18 protein-coding genes and 1 tRNA gene are annotated in these 14,569 nt (G+C 52.9%); 12 read left to right on the top strand and 7 right to left on the bottom strand.

What is annotated here, in order from left to right; genetic code table 11:
• Window positions 1–2: 2 nt before the first annotated feature.
• On the top strand, window positions 3–1,775 hold the full coding sequence (locus AC6I9Z_RS15200) for a monovalent cation:proton antiporter-2 (CPA2) family protein (protein ID WP_461456697.1): 1,773 nt from the start codon (window positions 3–5) through the stop codon (window positions 1,773–1,775).
• A 9-nt stretch (window positions 1,776–1,784) separates the two neighbouring features.
• Here the strand turns inward: AC6I9Z_RS15200 and aroB are convergent, their stop codons facing one another.
• Together aroB and AC6I9Z_RS15190 are read right to left on the bottom strand one after the other, a co-directional pair.
• Complete coding sequence (gene aroB, locus AC6I9Z_RS15195; protein ID WP_461456695.1) at window positions 1,785–2,885, bottom strand: 3-dehydroquinate synthase; 1,101 nt, start codon at window positions 2,883–2,885, stop codon at window positions 1,785–1,787.
• Entirely contained in the window at window positions 2,882–3,445 is a 564-nt protein-coding gene (locus tag AC6I9Z_RS15190) for a shikimate kinase (protein WP_254054345.1), read from the bottom strand. Before AC6I9Z_RS15190 ends, aroB begins: the two co-directional genes overlap by 4 nt.
• 105 nt (window positions 3,446–3,550) lie before the next feature.
• Between AC6I9Z_RS15190 and AC6I9Z_RS15185 the strand changes: the two genes are divergently transcribed.
• From AC6I9Z_RS15185 to AC6I9Z_RS15165, 5 genes are all read left to right on the top strand, one after another.
• On the top strand, window positions 3,551–3,685 hold the full coding sequence (locus AC6I9Z_RS15185) for a hypothetical protein (RefSeq protein ID WP_301950670.1): 135 nt from the start codon (window positions 3,551–3,553) through the stop codon (window positions 3,683–3,685).
• A gap of 3 nt (window positions 3,686–3,688) precedes the next feature.
• Entirely contained in the window at window positions 3,689–5,539 is a 1,851-nt protein-coding gene (locus AC6I9Z_RS15180) for a hypothetical protein (RefSeq protein ID WP_461456694.1), read from the top strand.
• A gap of 60 nt (window positions 5,540–5,599) precedes the next feature.
• Window positions 5,600–6,496, top strand: coding sequence for a tyrosine recombinase (locus AC6I9Z_RS15175; protein ID WP_461456692.1), 897 nt, complete (start codon window positions 5,600–5,602; stop codon window positions 6,494–6,496).
• 31 nt (window positions 6,497–6,527) lie between these two features.
• Complete coding sequence (locus AC6I9Z_RS15170) at window positions 6,528–7,475, top strand: acetyl-CoA carboxylase carboxyltransferase subunit alpha (RefSeq protein WP_461456690.1); 948 nt, start codon at window positions 6,528–6,530, stop codon at window positions 7,473–7,475.
• A 123-nt stretch (window positions 7,476–7,598) separates the two neighbouring features.
• Window positions 7,599–9,110, top strand: coding sequence for a M48 family metalloprotease (locus AC6I9Z_RS15165; protein WP_461456688.1), 1,512 nt, complete (start codon window positions 7,599–7,601; stop codon window positions 9,108–9,110).
• An 81-nt stretch (window positions 9,111–9,191) separates the two neighbouring features.
• Here the strand turns inward: AC6I9Z_RS15165 and AC6I9Z_RS15160 are convergent, their stop codons facing one another.
• Both AC6I9Z_RS15160 and AC6I9Z_RS15155 read right to left on the bottom strand, forming a co-directional pair.
• Entirely contained in the window at window positions 9,192–9,356 is a 165-nt protein-coding gene (locus AC6I9Z_RS15160) for a Flp family type IVb pilin (protein WP_108810835.1), read from the bottom strand.
• Window positions 9,357–9,471: 115 nt separating this feature from the next.
• Window positions 9,472–9,642, bottom strand: a complete 171-nt coding sequence (locus AC6I9Z_RS15155; protein ID WP_109356378.1) for a Flp family type IVb pilin — start codon at window positions 9,640–9,642, stop codon at window positions 9,472–9,474.
• A gap of 95 nt (window positions 9,643–9,737) precedes the next feature.
• Between AC6I9Z_RS15155 and AC6I9Z_RS15150 the strand changes: the two genes are divergently transcribed.
• A complete protein-coding gene (locus tag AC6I9Z_RS15150; RefSeq protein WP_461456685.1) occupies window positions 9,738–10,148 on the top strand; it encodes a (deoxy)nucleoside triphosphate pyrophosphohydrolase in 411 nt (136 codons plus the stop codon).
• Between the two features lie 7 nt (window positions 10,149–10,155).
• Here AC6I9Z_RS15150 and AC6I9Z_RS15145 read toward each other — a convergent pair whose 3' ends face one another.
• On the bottom strand, window positions 10,156–11,022 hold the full coding sequence (locus AC6I9Z_RS15145) for a class I SAM-dependent methyltransferase (protein ID WP_461456683.1): 867 nt from the start codon (window positions 11,020–11,022) through the stop codon (window positions 10,156–10,158).
• Between the two features lie 40 nt (window positions 11,023–11,062).
• On the opposite strand from AC6I9Z_RS15145, the gene AC6I9Z_RS15140 reads away from it, so the two are divergent.
• From AC6I9Z_RS15140 to AC6I9Z_RS15120, 5 genes are all read left to right on the top strand, one after another.
• The gene (locus tag AC6I9Z_RS15140; protein WP_461456681.1) at window positions 11,063–11,803 is read left to right on the top strand and encodes a ComF family protein; all 741 of its coding nucleotides are present in this window, start codon (window positions 11,063–11,065) and stop codon (window positions 11,801–11,803) included.
• A gap of 57 nt (window positions 11,804–11,860) precedes the next feature.
• On the top strand, window positions 11,861–12,118 hold the full coding sequence (grxC, locus tag AC6I9Z_RS15135) for a glutaredoxin 3 (RefSeq protein ID WP_109356381.1): 258 nt from the start codon (window positions 11,861–11,863) through the stop codon (window positions 12,116–12,118).
• Between the two features lie 6 nt (window positions 12,119–12,124).
• The gene (locus AC6I9Z_RS15130) at window positions 12,125–12,958 is read left to right on the top strand and encodes a carbon-nitrogen hydrolase family protein (protein ID WP_461456680.1); all 834 of its coding nucleotides are present in this window, start codon (window positions 12,125–12,127) and stop codon (window positions 12,956–12,958) included.
• Window positions 12,955–13,473 (top strand): DUF1178 family protein, encoded by a 519-nt coding sequence (locus AC6I9Z_RS15125; protein WP_461456678.1) that lies wholly within the window; start codon window positions 12,955–12,957, stop codon window positions 13,471–13,473. Before AC6I9Z_RS15130 ends, AC6I9Z_RS15125 begins: the two co-directional genes overlap by 4 nt.
• A gap of 40 nt (window positions 13,474–13,513) precedes the next feature.
• Window positions 13,514–13,590 (top strand) — tRNA-Arg (locus AC6I9Z_RS15120).
• Window positions 13,591–13,611: 21 nt separating this feature from the next.
• On the opposite strand, the gene AC6I9Z_RS15115 is transcribed toward AC6I9Z_RS15120, so the two are convergent.
• Window positions 13,612–14,238, bottom strand: coding sequence for a DUF6969 family protein (locus AC6I9Z_RS15115; protein ID WP_461456677.1), 627 nt, complete (start codon window positions 14,236–14,238; stop codon window positions 13,612–13,614).
• Window positions 14,223–14,519 (bottom strand): hypothetical protein, encoded by a 297-nt coding sequence (locus AC6I9Z_RS15110; RefSeq protein ID WP_461456675.1) that lies wholly within the window; start codon window positions 14,517–14,519, stop codon window positions 14,223–14,225. Before AC6I9Z_RS15110 ends, AC6I9Z_RS15115 begins: the two co-directional genes overlap by 16 nt.
• Window positions 14,520–14,569 lie beyond the last annotated feature (50 nt).

Genomic DNA, 14,569 nt, shown 5'->3' with positions numbered 1-14,569 from the left:
GTATGGAAGGTGCAGAAGCACATATGGGTGACCTGCTTTTAGGCGGTTTCATCATGCTCGGTGCGGCTTTGCTCTTGGTGCTATTGTTCCGTAAATTCGGGATAGGTGCTGTTCTGGGCTATCTGATCGCCGGTATATTGATCGGACCGCAAGGTTTCGGACTGATCAGTGAGGGGGAGACGATCCTCGAATTTTCCGAAATCGGGATCATCCTGCTGTTATTCCTTGTTGGGCTGGAACTGGCGCCTGCGCGCCTCATGCGGCTGCGCAAGGCGATATTCGGTCTGGGGATGAGCCAGGTTGTTTTCTGCGGGATCGCCCTGTTTCTGTTGATCATGGCTACCACGAACTTCACTTTTGGAGCCGCCATTGCACTTGGCTTGCCGCTCGCACTGTCATCGACAGCGCAGGTGCTGCCGATGCTGCAATCCTCCGGAAGGCTGAATACGCCAACCGGTGAAAAAGCATTCTCGATCCTGCTGTTTCAGGATTTGTCGATCATCCCGCTGCTGACAATTATCGGTGTATTGTCCCGGGCACCGGCAGAACCCGGAGCATTATCCGGCTGGATGACCGCGATACTGGGCGTCGTTGCGATTGGCGGATTGATACTGGCCGGGCGATATGTACTGCAACCGGCTTTGGAACTGATCGGCAGGATTGCTGAGCGGGAATTGTTCATTGTCGCAGGGCTGGTTGCAGTTTTTGGCAGTGCTGCATTGATGGAACTGATCGGCCTTTCGCCTGCTCTTGGAGCTTTCATCGCTGGCGTAATGCTGGCCAACTCTCCGTATCGCCATGAACTGGAAGCGGATATTGATCCCTTCCGATCCTTGCTTCTGGGGCTGTTCTTCCTGGCTGTGGGGATGATGCTTGATGTCGGCGTGATCGCGGAGAATACCGCTTTTGTGTTCGGTGCGGCCATTGCACTGGTTGTGACAAAAATTGTCATCATATTTTGTCTGGGCAAACTTTTCGGCATGGATACTTTGCCTGCACTAGGCATGGGCATGTTGCTCAGTCAGGGCGGTGAATTTGGTTTTGTGCTGTTTGCCGAAGCCGAAAAAGCGCTGCTTATCCAGTCGGAAGCCAGTAGTCTTTTTGGTGCTGTGATTACGGTTTCGATGGCAACAACACCGCTGCTCATGCTGATTGTAGAGCGTTTTAATGTTGCGCGGACAGAAGGCGATGTCGATCTGGACGATCCCTCTCAGGCAGGCCAGGCTTCTGCGATAGTGGTTGGTCATGGCCGGTTCGGGCAGACAGTCGCCCAGATGCTCAGCGGGGCTAATATTCCGGTCACAATCATCGATATCAAGCCGCAGCAAATCGGAGTGAGTCAGAAATTTGGCCGCAAGGTTTTCTATGGCGACGGCACCCGGGTTGATCTGTTGCGCGGGGCAGGGGCCGATCAATGTGCGGCGATTGTTTTTTGTATAGATGGCAAGGTGCTGAACGCCGAATGTCTTGACGCAATAAAGATGTCCTTCCCCGAAGCGAAACTGTTTGTACGCGCTTATGATCGTGTCCATTTGCTGGAGGTCAAAAAGGCCGGTCTCGACGGTGTAAAGCGTGAGGTCTTTGAATCGGCAATCCATTTGGCGCGTCAGACTATGACGGCGATCGACGTGGATGAATCACTAATCGACGAAGTGGACCGAGAGTTTCGACAGCTTGATTGTGACCGCCTCGAGGCGCAGCGCGCTGCCGGAGACATGCTTGCTGGCAGGCATCTGGGTTTTGGAATTACCGGCGCAAACAAGGGCGGTGACTAGCAAGCGAATTCAATCTGCCAGATCGAGAAACGCCGCAACATCATCCAAATCAACATCATCGGCGAGATAGGTTTGCCCGATACCGTTGGCTAATAGAAAGGGCAGGTTCCCGGCCGTCATTTTCTTGTCGTGCAGCATATGCTGAACCAATTTCTGGCCTGAGGCTTTGACCGAAGCACTGTTCAGACTATGCGGCAGTCCTGCACTTTTCAGATGGCTTTCGACGCGCCGTGCGTCGGACTCGTCACAATGGCCGCGTCTGACGGAGTAGTGAAAGGCCAGCGCCATTCCCGCGGCTACCGCTTCGCCGTGTACCAGTTCGCTGGAATAGCCGGTTTCCGCTTCCAGCGCATGTCCGAATGTATGACCAAGGTTGAGCAGCGCCCGGCGGCCGCTTAGCTCTTTTTCGTCTTCTGCAACGATATTTGCTTTCGCCTGAACACTTTCGGTTATGGCATAGCTTAGAGCCTTGGGATCGCGGTTTAGCAGCGCCGCGCCATTTTGCTCACACCATTCGAAAAAAGCCGTGTTATTGATCAGGCCATATTTGATGACTTCCGCATAGCCAGCACGCAATTCACGGTCCGGCAAGCTGTTAAGCACCAGTGGGTCAATGAGGACAAATTTCGGTTGGTTAAACCGTCCGATCAGGTTCTTTCCCGCTCGGCTATTAATGGCAGTTTTACCACCGACGCTGCTGTCAACTTGTGCGAGCAGACTTGTCGGGATCTGGATAAAATGACAGCCACGTTTCAGGATGGCTGCCGCAAAGCCCGTCAGGTCACCGATGACGCCGCCACCGAGGGCGACAAGCGTATCCGATCGCTCCGCACCTTCGGCCAATAGCCAGTCGGTAAGCTCTTCAAGTCCTGCCCAGCTTTTTGTATGTTCACCGGCCGGAAGGACGTGATGGATCACCTTAACGCCGGATTTCTGCAAATCGGCTTGCAACGGTTCGAGCCATTTCGCCGCGACATTGGTGTCGGTAACCACGAAAACCCTGTCGTTGCTGATATGCGGTGCGAGATGAACCGAGGGCGTGTTGAGTGCGCCGGGCTCGACAAGGATCTCATACCCATTACCAGCAAGATTAACGGCTATGCTGTTCATTTACGCAGCACCTTGATAATGTTTTCTACTGTCAAATCATGCGGCGCATCGTTGCCGGTTACGTGGTGATGAGCCAGCGCATAGACCGGATTTCTTTTGGCAGCCAGATCCCGTAATATTGTCTCGGGATCACCGCTTCTCAGCAGTGGTCTTGTGTCGCGGCGGGCGACACGTTTCACCAATATATCGATATCTGCATCGAGCCAGATCGCCGTTGCTTTTGATAAAATCAGCTCGCGTGTTTCTTCGTTCATAAACGCCCCGCCGCCGGTTGCGATGACTTGTCGGCCGTCCTCCATAAGACGCGCAATGACCCGCCTTTCACCATCACGGAAATATTCTTCGCCAAACCGATCGAAAATTTCCGAGACCTTGAGGTCCGCAGCTTTTTCAATCTCTTCATCAGCATCAACAAATGGCAAATTGAGCCTTTTCGCCAGTCGGCGGCCGACGGTTGTCTTGCCAACGCCCATTAAGCCGATCAAAACCAGAGGTTTTTCGATTAATATGCCACACTCTTCACCGGATTCTTCGGTGGATCGGTCAAAAGGGTCTTTCATGTTTTTGTCCATTGAGGCAAAGGCTATACAGAGGATGGTGGTGAGTGCAAAACCGAATGCGCCTGCGCCTGTAAATTTGGTAAAAAGAAAGATATTGGAACAAAGATGCCGCGTAACTTGGTTTTTCTGATCGTCTTTCTGGTCGCCATTGTCGGAGCGATGTTCCTTTTGGCATCGATGGATGTCGAACAAGACGTAAAACCGGTCGAAAAACCAGTGATTGGCGGAGAATTGAACTAAGCGATGCGCGTCCGCCTTAAACATATATCGCTTGCGACGGCCGGCATCTCTGCTCTCGCGCTGTCTTTGCCCGTTTTGGGCCAGAGTTCCCCTGAATCGCTTTTGCCGCCCGGTTTCGGTGATCCTGCTCCTGCGCCTACACCAACCCCCGCGCCGACGCCAACACCGGCGCCTGGCCCAACGCCAGCAGCACCTTCTGTGATTAATCCGCCTTCAGGCGGATCAGTCGTCAGCGGTCCAGCTTCAGCTCCTGATGTGGCAATCGGATCACCTGATTCGATATTAGATCTGGATGAAGACGGTAATTTGAGTGCGCTGGACGATGCGTTGCAGCCGCAATATTATCTGGCGCCCGGTGCCCGCCGCTCAATGGCGCAAATTGGTGTGCTGACCGAGAATTCAGGAGGGATGGCACCCGATGCTTTTGGTGCAGAAGGTGGTCAATATCTGACCAATCTCATCAAAAACCTCCATGGCCCGATTATTTCGCGTTGGGGCTCAATCTTGCTGCGCCGTACTTTGTTGAGCAAAGTCGCTAGCCCAGAAAATGTCAATCCGGCTGATTGGGTTGCCGAACGTGCGTGGCGGCTGTTGCTTATGGGAGAAGCAGAAGCAGCACGCGGGCTGGTATTGAAGGTCGATGGCGGTAATTTTACACCGCGACTTTATACTGTCGCCATGCAAGCCCATCTGGCAACCGCAGACCCCGCTGGTATCTGTCCTTATGTAGAAGGAGGGGTGAGGGCCAGTGAGGCACCGACATGGGTGATGTTCCGCCCAATTTGCGCTTCATTTTCCGGTGAACAAAGCCGTGCCTCATCGCTATTGCGTATCGCTGCGCGAGAAAAGACCGCAACCGGTATAGATTATCTGCTGGCGGAAAAAACAGTGGGTGCGGGATTTGAAGGGCGACGTGCAGTTTCGATAAACTGGGATGACATAGAATATTTCAACAATTGGCGCTTTGGTTTGGGATCTGCAACCGGGGTAGAGCCGCCCGACCGTTTATACGAACAGGCCGGTCGGCATGTGCAGGGCTGGCGCGCCCGGGCGCCTATGCTTTCCAGGGATTCACGGATGAAGGCGGCGGACACCGCAGCCGCGATTGGCGTGTTGTCTAACAAGGCCATGGTCGATCTTTATTCGGCAACTTATGACGATCTGGACGCGAGTGACGATCTGAAAGCACGCGCCTCGACGTTGCGTCAAGCTTATACCGGCGGAACAGCGACTGCGCGTATTGAAGCGATGCGTGCGCTTTGGGAGCGCTCCAACGGAGCTTTGACGTCCTATTCTGCAAAAATTCTGACCGCTCGTGCGGCTGCGAAAATTCCGGCATCGGCCAATTTGCAAGATGCCAGCGGCGATTTAATTGCGTCGATGTTGTCGGCAGGGTTGGATCGTAATGCCGCGCGTTGGGCAGACCAGGTAGATGCGGGTAGCAACGGATGGGCTTTGCTCGCTGTAGGTGCTCCCAATCCGGCCGTTACCGTTGACGCATCGGCGCTTGATGGGTTTAGCGATAATGATGAGAGTGTCGGTCAGCTGAAGAGCCAGTTTCTTCTTGCTGCGCTGGCGGGCTTGGGACGTATTGATACCGAGACTCTCCAAAACGTTTCGAGCGATTTGGAAATTGATCTGGATGAAACATCCAGATGGACCGGCGCCATAAGGTCTGCCGCGCAGCGCGGGCAGGGCGGTACCGTCGCTCTTTTGGCGGCCGTCGGCATGCAGGGACGGGACTGGAATGCGATGTCGCCGCTTCATCTATTCCATATCACCCGTTCGCTGTCTCGTGTGGGCATGGAAGCGGAAGCACGTATGATCGCTGCCGAAGCGCTGATGCGAACATGACACCCATGGAATCATAGACAGCTTTCCAAGCGGGCAAGGCGTCGTTATCGTTGTGGTCCCATGAGCAACGACACCGTCTATATTGATAGATTTCTGGAAATGATGGCTGCGGAAGGCGGTGCGTCTCAAAATACATTATCAGCCTATCGGTCAGATCTCGAACAGGCATCCAGTTTTGCCAAAGGCAAGCTGGCAGACAGTGACCGGGGCGCCTTGCAGGATGTCGCCAGTGCCTGGAGTGATCTGAAAAACAATAGCGTTTCTCGGAAATCGTCTTCCTTGCGCCGTTTTTTTGGTTTTTTGGTTGAGGAGGGCTTTCGTCAGGATGATCCTTCGGACGCATTGCCGCGTCCCGGCGGGCAGCGCAGTTTGCCAAAGGTCTTGTCGCATGATGAAATCGCGCGGCTTTTCGAAACCATTGAAACCAGAATGGCTTCGCAACAGGTAAAGCCGAACGACGCCAGGCTGTCGGCTTTTATTGAACTGCTATATGGCTCAGGGCTAAGAGCCAGCGAACTTGTCTCCCTGCCACGCAAATCTGTGATGGTGGATCGCCCGTTCCTGATTATCCGCGGGAAAGGCGGGAAAGAGCGGCTTGTACCCATTTCCGACCGCGCACGCAGCGCTGTCAAACGGTGGAGCGATTTTGTCGACACCGATGAAAAATATTTGTTTCCCTCTCGCACGGGGCATATCAGTCGTATTCGTTTGTTTCAGATTATCAAAGACTTGGCTGTTAAGTCTGATATCAGCCCTGCAAAAATCAGCCCTCATGTCCTTCGGCATGCTTTCGCAACTCATTTACTTGAAGGGGGTGCTGATCTTCGTGCGTTGCAGACCCTGCTGGGTCACAGTGATATTAGCACGACGCAAATATATACCCACGTTGACAGCGCCCGATTGGTGGAATTGGTGAATAACCGCCATCCGCTCAGCCGTCGTAATCTGACGCGTTGACGTTTTTGTCTGGCGGTTCTAACCGAATATGATGACATCTTTTCTAGATTTTGAAAAACCGATTGCCGCCCTTGAATCGCGGATTATTGAACTCAGAGAAACAGCCGACGAAGGATCGCTGGATATTGAGTCCGAAATTGCCAAATTACAGGCAAAATCGGCAAAAATGCTCCGCGATACCTATGCGAATCTGACGCCTTGGCAGAAAACCCAAGTTGCGCGGCATCCTGAGCGGCCGCATTTCAAGGATCTCGTTTCCGGCCTGTTTGACGAATTTGTACCGCTAGGTGGGGATCGCAACTTTGGCGACGATCAGGCGATCATCGGTGGTTTTGCCAAGATTGGTGACATGCGCCTTGTCGTTATTGGCCACGAGAAAGGCGATGATACCGAAAGCCGGCTGCGCCACAATTTCGGTATGGGAAAGCCGGAGGGGTATCGCAAAGCCATTCGCTTGATGGATATTGCCGACCGGTTCTCTCTGCCAGTGGTTACTTTGGTCGATACTTCCGGCGCTTTTCCTGGCGTTTCCGCAGAGGAGCGTGGGCAGGCCGAAGCAATTGCCCGGTCCACCGAAAAATGCTTGTCTCTTGGCGTTCCCATGGTTGCTGTGATTGTCGGCGAAGGCGGTTCGGGCGGTGCAGTGGCGCTGGCGGCTGCAGAACGCGTTTTGATGCTGGAGCACGCCGTGTATTCTGTCATATCTCCGGAAGGCTGTGCTTCGATCCTATGGCGTACTGGGGACAAAGCGGACGTAGCGGCCGATGCCATGAAAATCACGGCGCAAAATCTCAAGAAGCTTGGCGTGATAGACCGGATAGTGAAAGAGCCCGTGGGCGGAGCGCATCGCGATCGAAACCTGTCGATTGCCACATTGGGTAAAGCGATTGTTGAAGAAGTTGAGGCGCTTCAGAAACTGGATCGAAAAGAGCTACGCGCTATGCGCCGCGACAAATTTCTGAAAATTGGAACGATATAGCGTTCTCGTTACGATGCTGGACAGTTAGATGAGGCTCAACAGGGCCAAGGCTACGCTATTTTACATTCGCTCCCCTTTCGCTGAACTGCTCTCTCATATAGGCTGAGACGCAAGGAGAGTCTGATGAGAACCATATCCAAGAAATTGCTTTCAACCGCCGCGATATTGTCGTTAGCGGCCTGCGGTGGTTCGGGCGCTGACGCAGGTGCGGTTGAATCGGCCGGTAGCAGTTCATCTGGTGAGCGCGGCGAAGTGCGCTCTATTTCTGCTAAGGACAAACGCAAAGGCGCAGAGGCGCATCCCCAATTATTGCAGGAATTTGGCGGGGCCTATACCGGTCCACAAAGCGCCTATGTCGTCCGGATTGGACAGGATATTGCCGTGCAGTCAGGACTGGGTGATGCGCGCAGCGACTTTACGGTGACGCTGCTTAATAGCCCTGTAAATAATGCTTTTGCCATACCCGGAGGCTATGTCTATTTGACGCGGCAGTTAATGGCTTTGATGAATGACGAGGCCGAGATGGCCGGCGTTTTGGGTCATGAAGTGGGTCATGTTGCTGCGCTTCACGGCGAAAAAAGACAAAAAGCAGCCCGGCGAAATAGCATTTTGGGTGTATTGGGCCAGATTGGTTCAGCCGTTCTTTTAGGGGATTCTGCTCTGGGAAAACTGGGTCAGGAAGTTTTCGGGACCGGTAGCCAGTTACTGACGCTGAGATATTCCAGAAAACAGGAATATGAGGCGGATGACTTGGGTATCCGATATCTTGCGTCTGCCGGATACGCGCCTGATGCGTTGGCAACAATGCTGGAATCATTGGCAGCGCAGTCTGCTATTGATGCCCGGGTGGCCGGGCGGGACGCGCGGAGCGTTCCCGAATGGGCGAGTACTCATCCCAATCCTGTACAACGCGTATCGAGGGCCGCCAGAAATGCAGGGAAGCTTGGAGTCTCGGGCGGAAAGCGTAATCGCGAAGCCTTTTTGCGGAATCTGGACGGGGTTCTATATGGTGATGATCCCAAACAAGGCGTGATAGAGGGTAACAGCTTCCTTCACCCGGATCTGAAATTGAAATTCACCGTACCCAATGGGTTTGGTATGCAAAACGGTACCAGAGCTGTGACGATTAGCGGCTCCGCCGGCCAAGGGCAATTTACAACCGGTCCCTATAACGGCAATATGGCGACTTATATTTCCTCCGCTTTCAAGGCCTTGTCAGGCAAGGGGCAGGATATTGCCTATGGTGATATCCAGCGAACAACCATCAATGGGCTGCCGGCATCTTATGCGACAGGCCGGGTAAACAACCGCAATGGTCAGGTGGATGTGACAATATTTGCCTACGAATTCTCGAAAAGCAGTGCTTTTCATTTTGCAACATTGGCACCGGCAGGCAGGACTTCTGTCTTCACACCAATGTATGACAGCGTTAAGCGGCTGACGACCCGTGAGGCTGCCGCAATAAAACCGCGGAAAATTGATGTTGTGACGGTCAGAAGTGGTGACACGATTGACAGTCTCTCGCGCAAAATGGCTTATTCCGACTATCAGAAGGATCGGTTCTTGGTGTTGAACCGGATGCGCTCTACCGACAACCTTCGCGCAGGTCAGAAGGTAAAGATTGTTACCTACTGATTCTAGTCGATTTACTTATGCACAAAAAAAGACGGCAGCCTTTGCAGGCTGCCGTCCCAAATTTCTAAATTAATCCGAAGATTAACCAGCCATTTCACTTTCAACTTCGTTGAAGGTGTTGCTGAGGGTGTTACCCAGCTGACCCATTGCAACGATAGCTGCAACAGCGATCAGAGCAGCGATCAGACCATATTCAATAGCCGTTGCGCCTTCTTCGTTCTTAAACATTTTACGTACGAGTTTCATGTCTGGTCTCCTATATTTGACAAACTTCACTTACCCAATCAAACCCTTAAACTCGGGCCGATAATGATCACACTAATTCAGAAAACTTTATAAATGTTTAATGACATACGGCCGTTTAGGAACTTGCGACTACTTCATCAGCCACTGTATTCCACATGTTTCCGGTTGAATTTGCCACGCCGCTAATCGCCACGATTGCGGTGATCGCGATGAGTGCCAAAATCAGACCATATTCCACGGCCGTCGCCCCCTGTTCCGAACGATATAATTTTTTAAACAGTTCCATTATATCCCTCTCTTCACTTCTAAAGTTCTGCTAAGTTGCGAACGATCCGTGTTTCACAGAAAGGGATTAACAAAATCCTTACATCGCAAAAAAAAGTGGAAAATAATCCGACATATCTGTTTGTGGTCGCCGCGGCCCTGATCGATGGAAACCGCAATATTCTGGTGCAAAAACGGCCTCCGGGCAAGCCGATGGCTGGGCTTTGGGAATTCCCCGGCGGTAAGGTCGAATCGGGTGAAACGCCGGAAAAGGCGCTTGTGCGGGAATTAAAAGAAGAGTTGGGACTGGCAATAGAGACTGACGCTTTGAAACCTGTCGCCTTTGCCAGTGAAGCTTTGGGGGAGAAGCATCTGCTGCTGCTATTGTATACGTGTCATGATTGGACGGGTGAAGCGCAAAACTTGGAATCGTCTGATATGAAATGGGTGCCCCTGCCGGAATTGCAGCATCTGGATATGCCGCCAGCCGATATACCCCTGGTGGCACAATTGATGACTGTCCTTTAGCCTCGTTTCAGTCCGAAGCGGGTTTGTTGAGAGCGTCCTTCAACGACATCTGGCCACTGCCACGGCGTGCCGGGACTGGCTGATCGGGGTGGGGTGCCCATCCGCATAGGTAGATGATTTCGATATGCTCGGTTGTCTTGCCGCCGTCTGCTGCGCCGTTTTCAAAATTCAGCTTGGCTTGTTCATAAACATTTCGAGGCAGTGAGCGAATCTGGTCTTTCAGGATATTGGTGCCGCCCATATCCCTGATATCGCTGACGAGCTTTTCCAACGCGCTGTAGCGCAGGCGCAGACCGTCGCTATCGATCACGGGTAGTGCAAATCCAATGCGAGACATCAAGTCGCCAGCCGTGCGGATATCAATTTGCGGATGGATGTGGACGGATACGCGGTCGCCCTCAGCCTTCATCAATAATGATTTGAGAGTTGTGAAACTTTCAGCGCCAACGAAAGACGCGAGAAATAATCCATCCGGTCTCAATATCCGTCGGGTAAGAGCCAGAGCGCCCGGCAGGTCGTTCACGCTATCCAGTGTTGCGACATTGATGACCAGGTCAAAGCTGTAATCGGCAAAGGGCAGGCGGTCTTCATCGCATTGGACGCCGCCAAAGGCAGCTGCGGCTAAAAAGCTGGCATCTGCGGCAATAGTTTCGATGCCCATATCGTTAAGCTGAGAACGCAGGCCATTAGCTGGTTGACCGATGATCAGGCATTTTTTGAAATCCCGCTTCACTAATGATAGCCGGTCCAGAATTTCTTCTGACATTATCTGGCCCAAGAAGTCCTTGCCTTCAGATCGGTCGTAAGCGCGATCACGGATCCGCCGTCTACGCTCGCGATCAAATATTTCCTTTGGTCCGTCGGTATTGCTCATACGGCCTTGTGCCCACCCCTTTAACGAGCGACAAGGGCAAATGGAAATTTTGTCGACCTTGCTCAAACCGGTTGTCGATTTTGCACTGCCGCCGCGTTGTCCAATCTGCGGCGTTACGGTTGAAGCAGATAACCGTTTCTGTTTGTCCTGTTGGAATAGTCTGAATTTTCTGACTGAGCCTTGGTGTGCATCTTGCGGGAGGCCTTTTGCTTTTGAGCAGGCGGAAGGAGCGCAGTGCGCAGCCTGTCTCAAAAAGCCGCCTGATCATGACGGGGTCCGGGCTGTTGTGGCTTATGACGACAATAGCAGCTTACTGCCGATGCGTCTTAAATATGGGGGGCGTCTGGGTTTTGCCGAATTAATTGCCGGTCAACTGGAACGTTTTTTGGGAGAAATTCCTTCGGATGCCTTGATCGTCCCGGTGCCACTTCACCGTTGGCGCTTATGGTCCCGCGGGTTCAACCAATCCGTGCTGATCGGTCGGGCCCTATCCGAGCGCAGCGGAATTGCGATGGAAACGGGCGTGCTCGCTCGCAAAGACGCAACACCGCCGCTCCGTTCGATGTCGGCAAAAGAGCGACGCAGACTTGTAAAGAACGCATTCGCGGTATCGCATGATGCACAGTCAAAACTAAAGGGAAGAGCAGTCATTCTGATTGATGATGTGTACACGACCGGCTCCACCGCCAATGCCTGCGCGAGAATATTAAAAGCGTCCGGTGCAGATCAGGTGACGGTTTTCTGTTGGGCGAGAGTATTGACCGAATATGAGCAGAGTTGAATTAGCAGGGCATAAGGTCCATCTGCATGGGTAATCGAAACATATTGGAAAGCTGTTATGGCAAAAGTCGAAATTTATACCAAATTCACATGCGGATATTGCTTTCGGGCAAAGGGCTTGCTGAAGAGCAAAGATGTCGCTTTTGAAGAGACGGACATTACCATGGGCGGTCCAAAGCGCGAGGAAATGATCCAGCGTTCGGGCGGCCGTACGACCGTGCCTCAGATTTTCATCAATGATCAGCATATTGGCGGTTCCGATGATCTTGCAGCTTTGGAAGATGCAGGGAAATTAGACGCATTGCTGGCGGCCTGATCGCAGATGCGTGTTGCCTTGGCCCAGATGTGCAGTGGTATCGATCCCGCTACCAATGCGAAAGCAATGCGCGCGCATATCGGTGAAGCGGCGGCCCAAGGTGCTGATATTCTGTTTACGCCGGAAATGACCGGTCTCGTTGACCGCGATCGAAACCGGGCAGCTGCCAATATCCATACAGAGCAGAAGGATCCGGTTCTGCAAGAAGCCTGCACTTCTGCCAAGAATGAAGAAATCTGGGTTGCACTTGGTTCGCTGGCGATAAAGCCAAGTGATTCAGACGCCGGTAAATGGCTAAATAGATCCTTTCTGATCGACCCATCGGGGACAATAGTGGCCCGCTATGACAAGATCCATCTTTTCGATGTTGATCTGGACACTGGCGAAAGCTGGCGGGAATCTTCTGCCTATCAGGGCGGAGCAGAAGCCGTTACGGCGCCTGTGAAAGAAGCTACACTTGGTCTTTCGGTTTGTTATGACCTGCGTTTTCCCGCATTATACGGAGCGCTGACCAACGCTGGAGCCGATATATTGTCGGTACCCGCTGCCTTTACTGTGCCGACAGGCGAGGCGCATTGGGAGATATTGCTGCGGGCGCGGGCAATTGAAGCCGGCGTTTTTGTGGTCGCGGCTGCCCAATCCGGCTTGCACGACGATGGTCGCACGACCTACGGGCATTCAATGGTGATCGATCCATGGGGGCACGTACTGTTGGACATGGATGCGGATACAGGCGTCGCGACATGCGATATTGACTTGGATGATATTGCGAAGGTACGCAGCCGCATTCCAGCGATCACCAATCGCCGGACTTTTGCGTCACCAAAAGGTGCTTTATGATTGTGTTTGATCTTATATGCCGCGACGGCGGCCATCAATTTGAGGGCTGGTTCGGTTCTTCAGGCGACTACGCTGAGCAGCAAGCTGCAGGACTGATCGATTGTCCCAGTTGCGGTTGTAACACTGTCGACAAAGCGGTGATGGCCCCCAATGTCGGTATTAAGGGCAACCAGCGCTCTGGTGTGAAGCCGGTCTCCGAATCGGTCGAATCGGGGCCTACTGAAATGGGCGCTTCCAAAGAAAACGAGCAATCAATGGCGAAAGCGGTCACACTCCCGGCCGAGGTTCAGGAAATGGTTGGCAAGCTGGTCAAAGCACAAGCGGAAATGTTGGAGCAATCAGAGTGGGTTGGCGGCGATTTTCCGGAGGAAGCCCGGGCGATCCACTATGGCGAAAAAGATGCAGCGCCTATCCACGGGACAGCATCTCCAGATGATGTCGCCGAGCTTGAAGAAGAAGGCATTGATGTTGTGCCACTGCCTTTGCCTGTGACGCCGCCCGAAGCACAAAATTGAAGCTGGTCTATCCGACCTGCACCCGTTAAATGACGGGCAAGCGCCCGTAGCTCAGGTGGATAGAGCATCAGATTCCTAATCTGGGGGCCACAGGTTCGAATCCTGTCGGGCGCACCAGTTTTTTCCGATTGATGTTGTTTAAAGGTCGAATGTCGTCCGAGACATTATTTCGACGGTTTTGTTTTCAAACACCGCGTCGCCGAGTTCCGCTTTCTTTTCCGCTAGCAGTTTGTCGCGTTCGTGCAGCATATCGATGATGGGATCATGAAAAACTTCCACAGCGGCAGTAAGCCAGTCGTTGACGAGCGGATCACCAGGAGCCTTTTTCATGGAAAAAAGCTTGAGCCGCGATGCAATGGCATCGGCGGGCATGAAATATTCGTAAGTGACCCAATAGTTGGTTGTGAACCAGCTCAATGGCATGCCATCCAGGCCAAAACTCAGTGCGCCGAAATGAACGACGCCTTGTGTTGGCTTGCCATTGGGAAGTTTTTTGGGAGGTTCGTAAAGCGCGTTTACGCCTTTGAACATCTCGAGCGGCAGAAACATGTGGAAATGGCCATGCTCGCCTTCTTCGCGTTCCTTGGGCTTGTGGGCATGGTAGAACCAGCGAGACTTGTTGCCGGGTGCAACACAGTCGCCCTTCGGATAATGTTCATATTGAACGAAAGGGGCGTCTGCCGGTACCACTCTGGGTACTAGCGAGACGCCCTCTTTAGCTATCTGGCCTGTTAGCTCAAACAGCTTTTCTATTGCATTTTCCAATGCGCTTTACTGATATTACTCAGTAGCGGCACATGCAGCGGCACACGCAGCATCACCAGCGGCACATGCAGCGGCTTCAGCAGCACAACCAGCAGCGTCAGCAGCACAACCAGCGGCACATGCAGCAGCACAACCAGCTTCTTCAGCAGCACAGCCAGCGGCACATGCAGCTTCTTCAGCGGCACATGCAGCACATTCAGCGGCACATTCTGCAGCTGCAGCAGCATCTTCAGCTTGCTCAGCACATGCTGAAAGAGCAGGAACTGCAAGAGCAAGACCACCAGCTACTGCCAGCATTTTGCGGAAACTTGTTTCGTTAGACATTTAAAAT

It is taken from the genome of Parasphingorhabdus sp. (assembly GCF_059726685.1).
This window is presented reverse-complemented; position numbering and strand designations above follow the sequence as displayed.

What these genes read in the sequence shown, in the direction of transcription:
- AC6I9Z_RS15180 (WP_461456694.1), top strand. Translation starts at nt 3,689, where the DNA reads ATGCGCGTCCGCCTTAAACATATATCGCTTGCGACGGCCGGCATCTCT.
- AC6I9Z_RS15185 (WP_301950670.1), top strand. Translation starts at nt 3,551, where the DNA reads ATGCCGCGTAACTTGGTTTTTCTGATCGTCTTTCTGGTCGCCATTGTC.
- AC6I9Z_RS15170 (WP_461456690.1), top strand. Translation starts at nt 6,528, where the DNA reads ATGACATCTTTTCTAGATTTTGAAAAACCGATTGCCGCCCTTGAATCG.
- AC6I9Z_RS15130 (WP_461456680.1), top strand. Translation starts at nt 12,125, where the DNA reads ATGCGTGTTGCCTTGGCCCAGATGTGCAGTGGTATCGATCCCGCTACC.
- AC6I9Z_RS15200 (WP_461456697.1), top strand. Translation starts at nt 3, where the DNA reads ATGGAAGGTGCAGAAGCACATATGGGTGACCTGCTTTTAGGCGGTTTC.
- AC6I9Z_RS15190 (WP_254054345.1), bottom strand. Translation starts at nt 3,445, where the DNA reads ATGAAAGACCCTTTTGACCGATCCACCGAAGAATCCGGTGAAGAGTGT.
- AC6I9Z_RS15175 (WP_461456692.1), top strand. Translation starts at nt 5,600, where the DNA reads ATGAGCAACGACACCGTCTATATTGATAGATTTCTGGAAATGATGGCT.
- AC6I9Z_RS15155 (WP_109356378.1), bottom strand. Translation starts at nt 9,642, where the DNA reads ATGGAACTGTTTAAAAAATTATATCGTTCGGAACAGGGGGCGACGGCC.
- aroB (WP_461456695.1), bottom strand. Translation starts at nt 2,885, where the DNA reads ATGAACAGCATAGCCGTTAATCTTGCTGGTAATGGGTATGAGATCCTT.
- AC6I9Z_RS15145 (WP_461456683.1), bottom strand. Translation starts at nt 11,022, where the DNA reads ATGAGCAATACCGACGGACCAAAGGAAATATTTGATCGCGAGCGTAGA.
- AC6I9Z_RS15125 (WP_461456678.1), top strand. Translation starts at nt 12,955, where the DNA reads ATGATTGTGTTTGATCTTATATGCCGCGACGGCGGCCATCAATTTGAG.
- AC6I9Z_RS15140 (WP_461456681.1), top strand. Translation starts at nt 11,063, where the DNA reads ATGGAAATTTTGTCGACCTTGCTCAAACCGGTTGTCGATTTTGCACTG.
- grxC (WP_109356381.1), top strand. Translation starts at nt 11,861, where the DNA reads ATGGCAAAAGTCGAAATTTATACCAAATTCACATGCGGATATTGCTTT.
- AC6I9Z_RS15160 (WP_108810835.1), bottom strand. Translation starts at nt 9,356, where the DNA reads ATGAAACTCGTACGTAAAATGTTTAAGAACGAAGAAGGCGCAACGGCT.
- AC6I9Z_RS15165 (WP_461456688.1), top strand. Translation starts at nt 7,599, where the DNA reads ATGAGAACCATATCCAAGAAATTGCTTTCAACCGCCGCGATATTGTCG.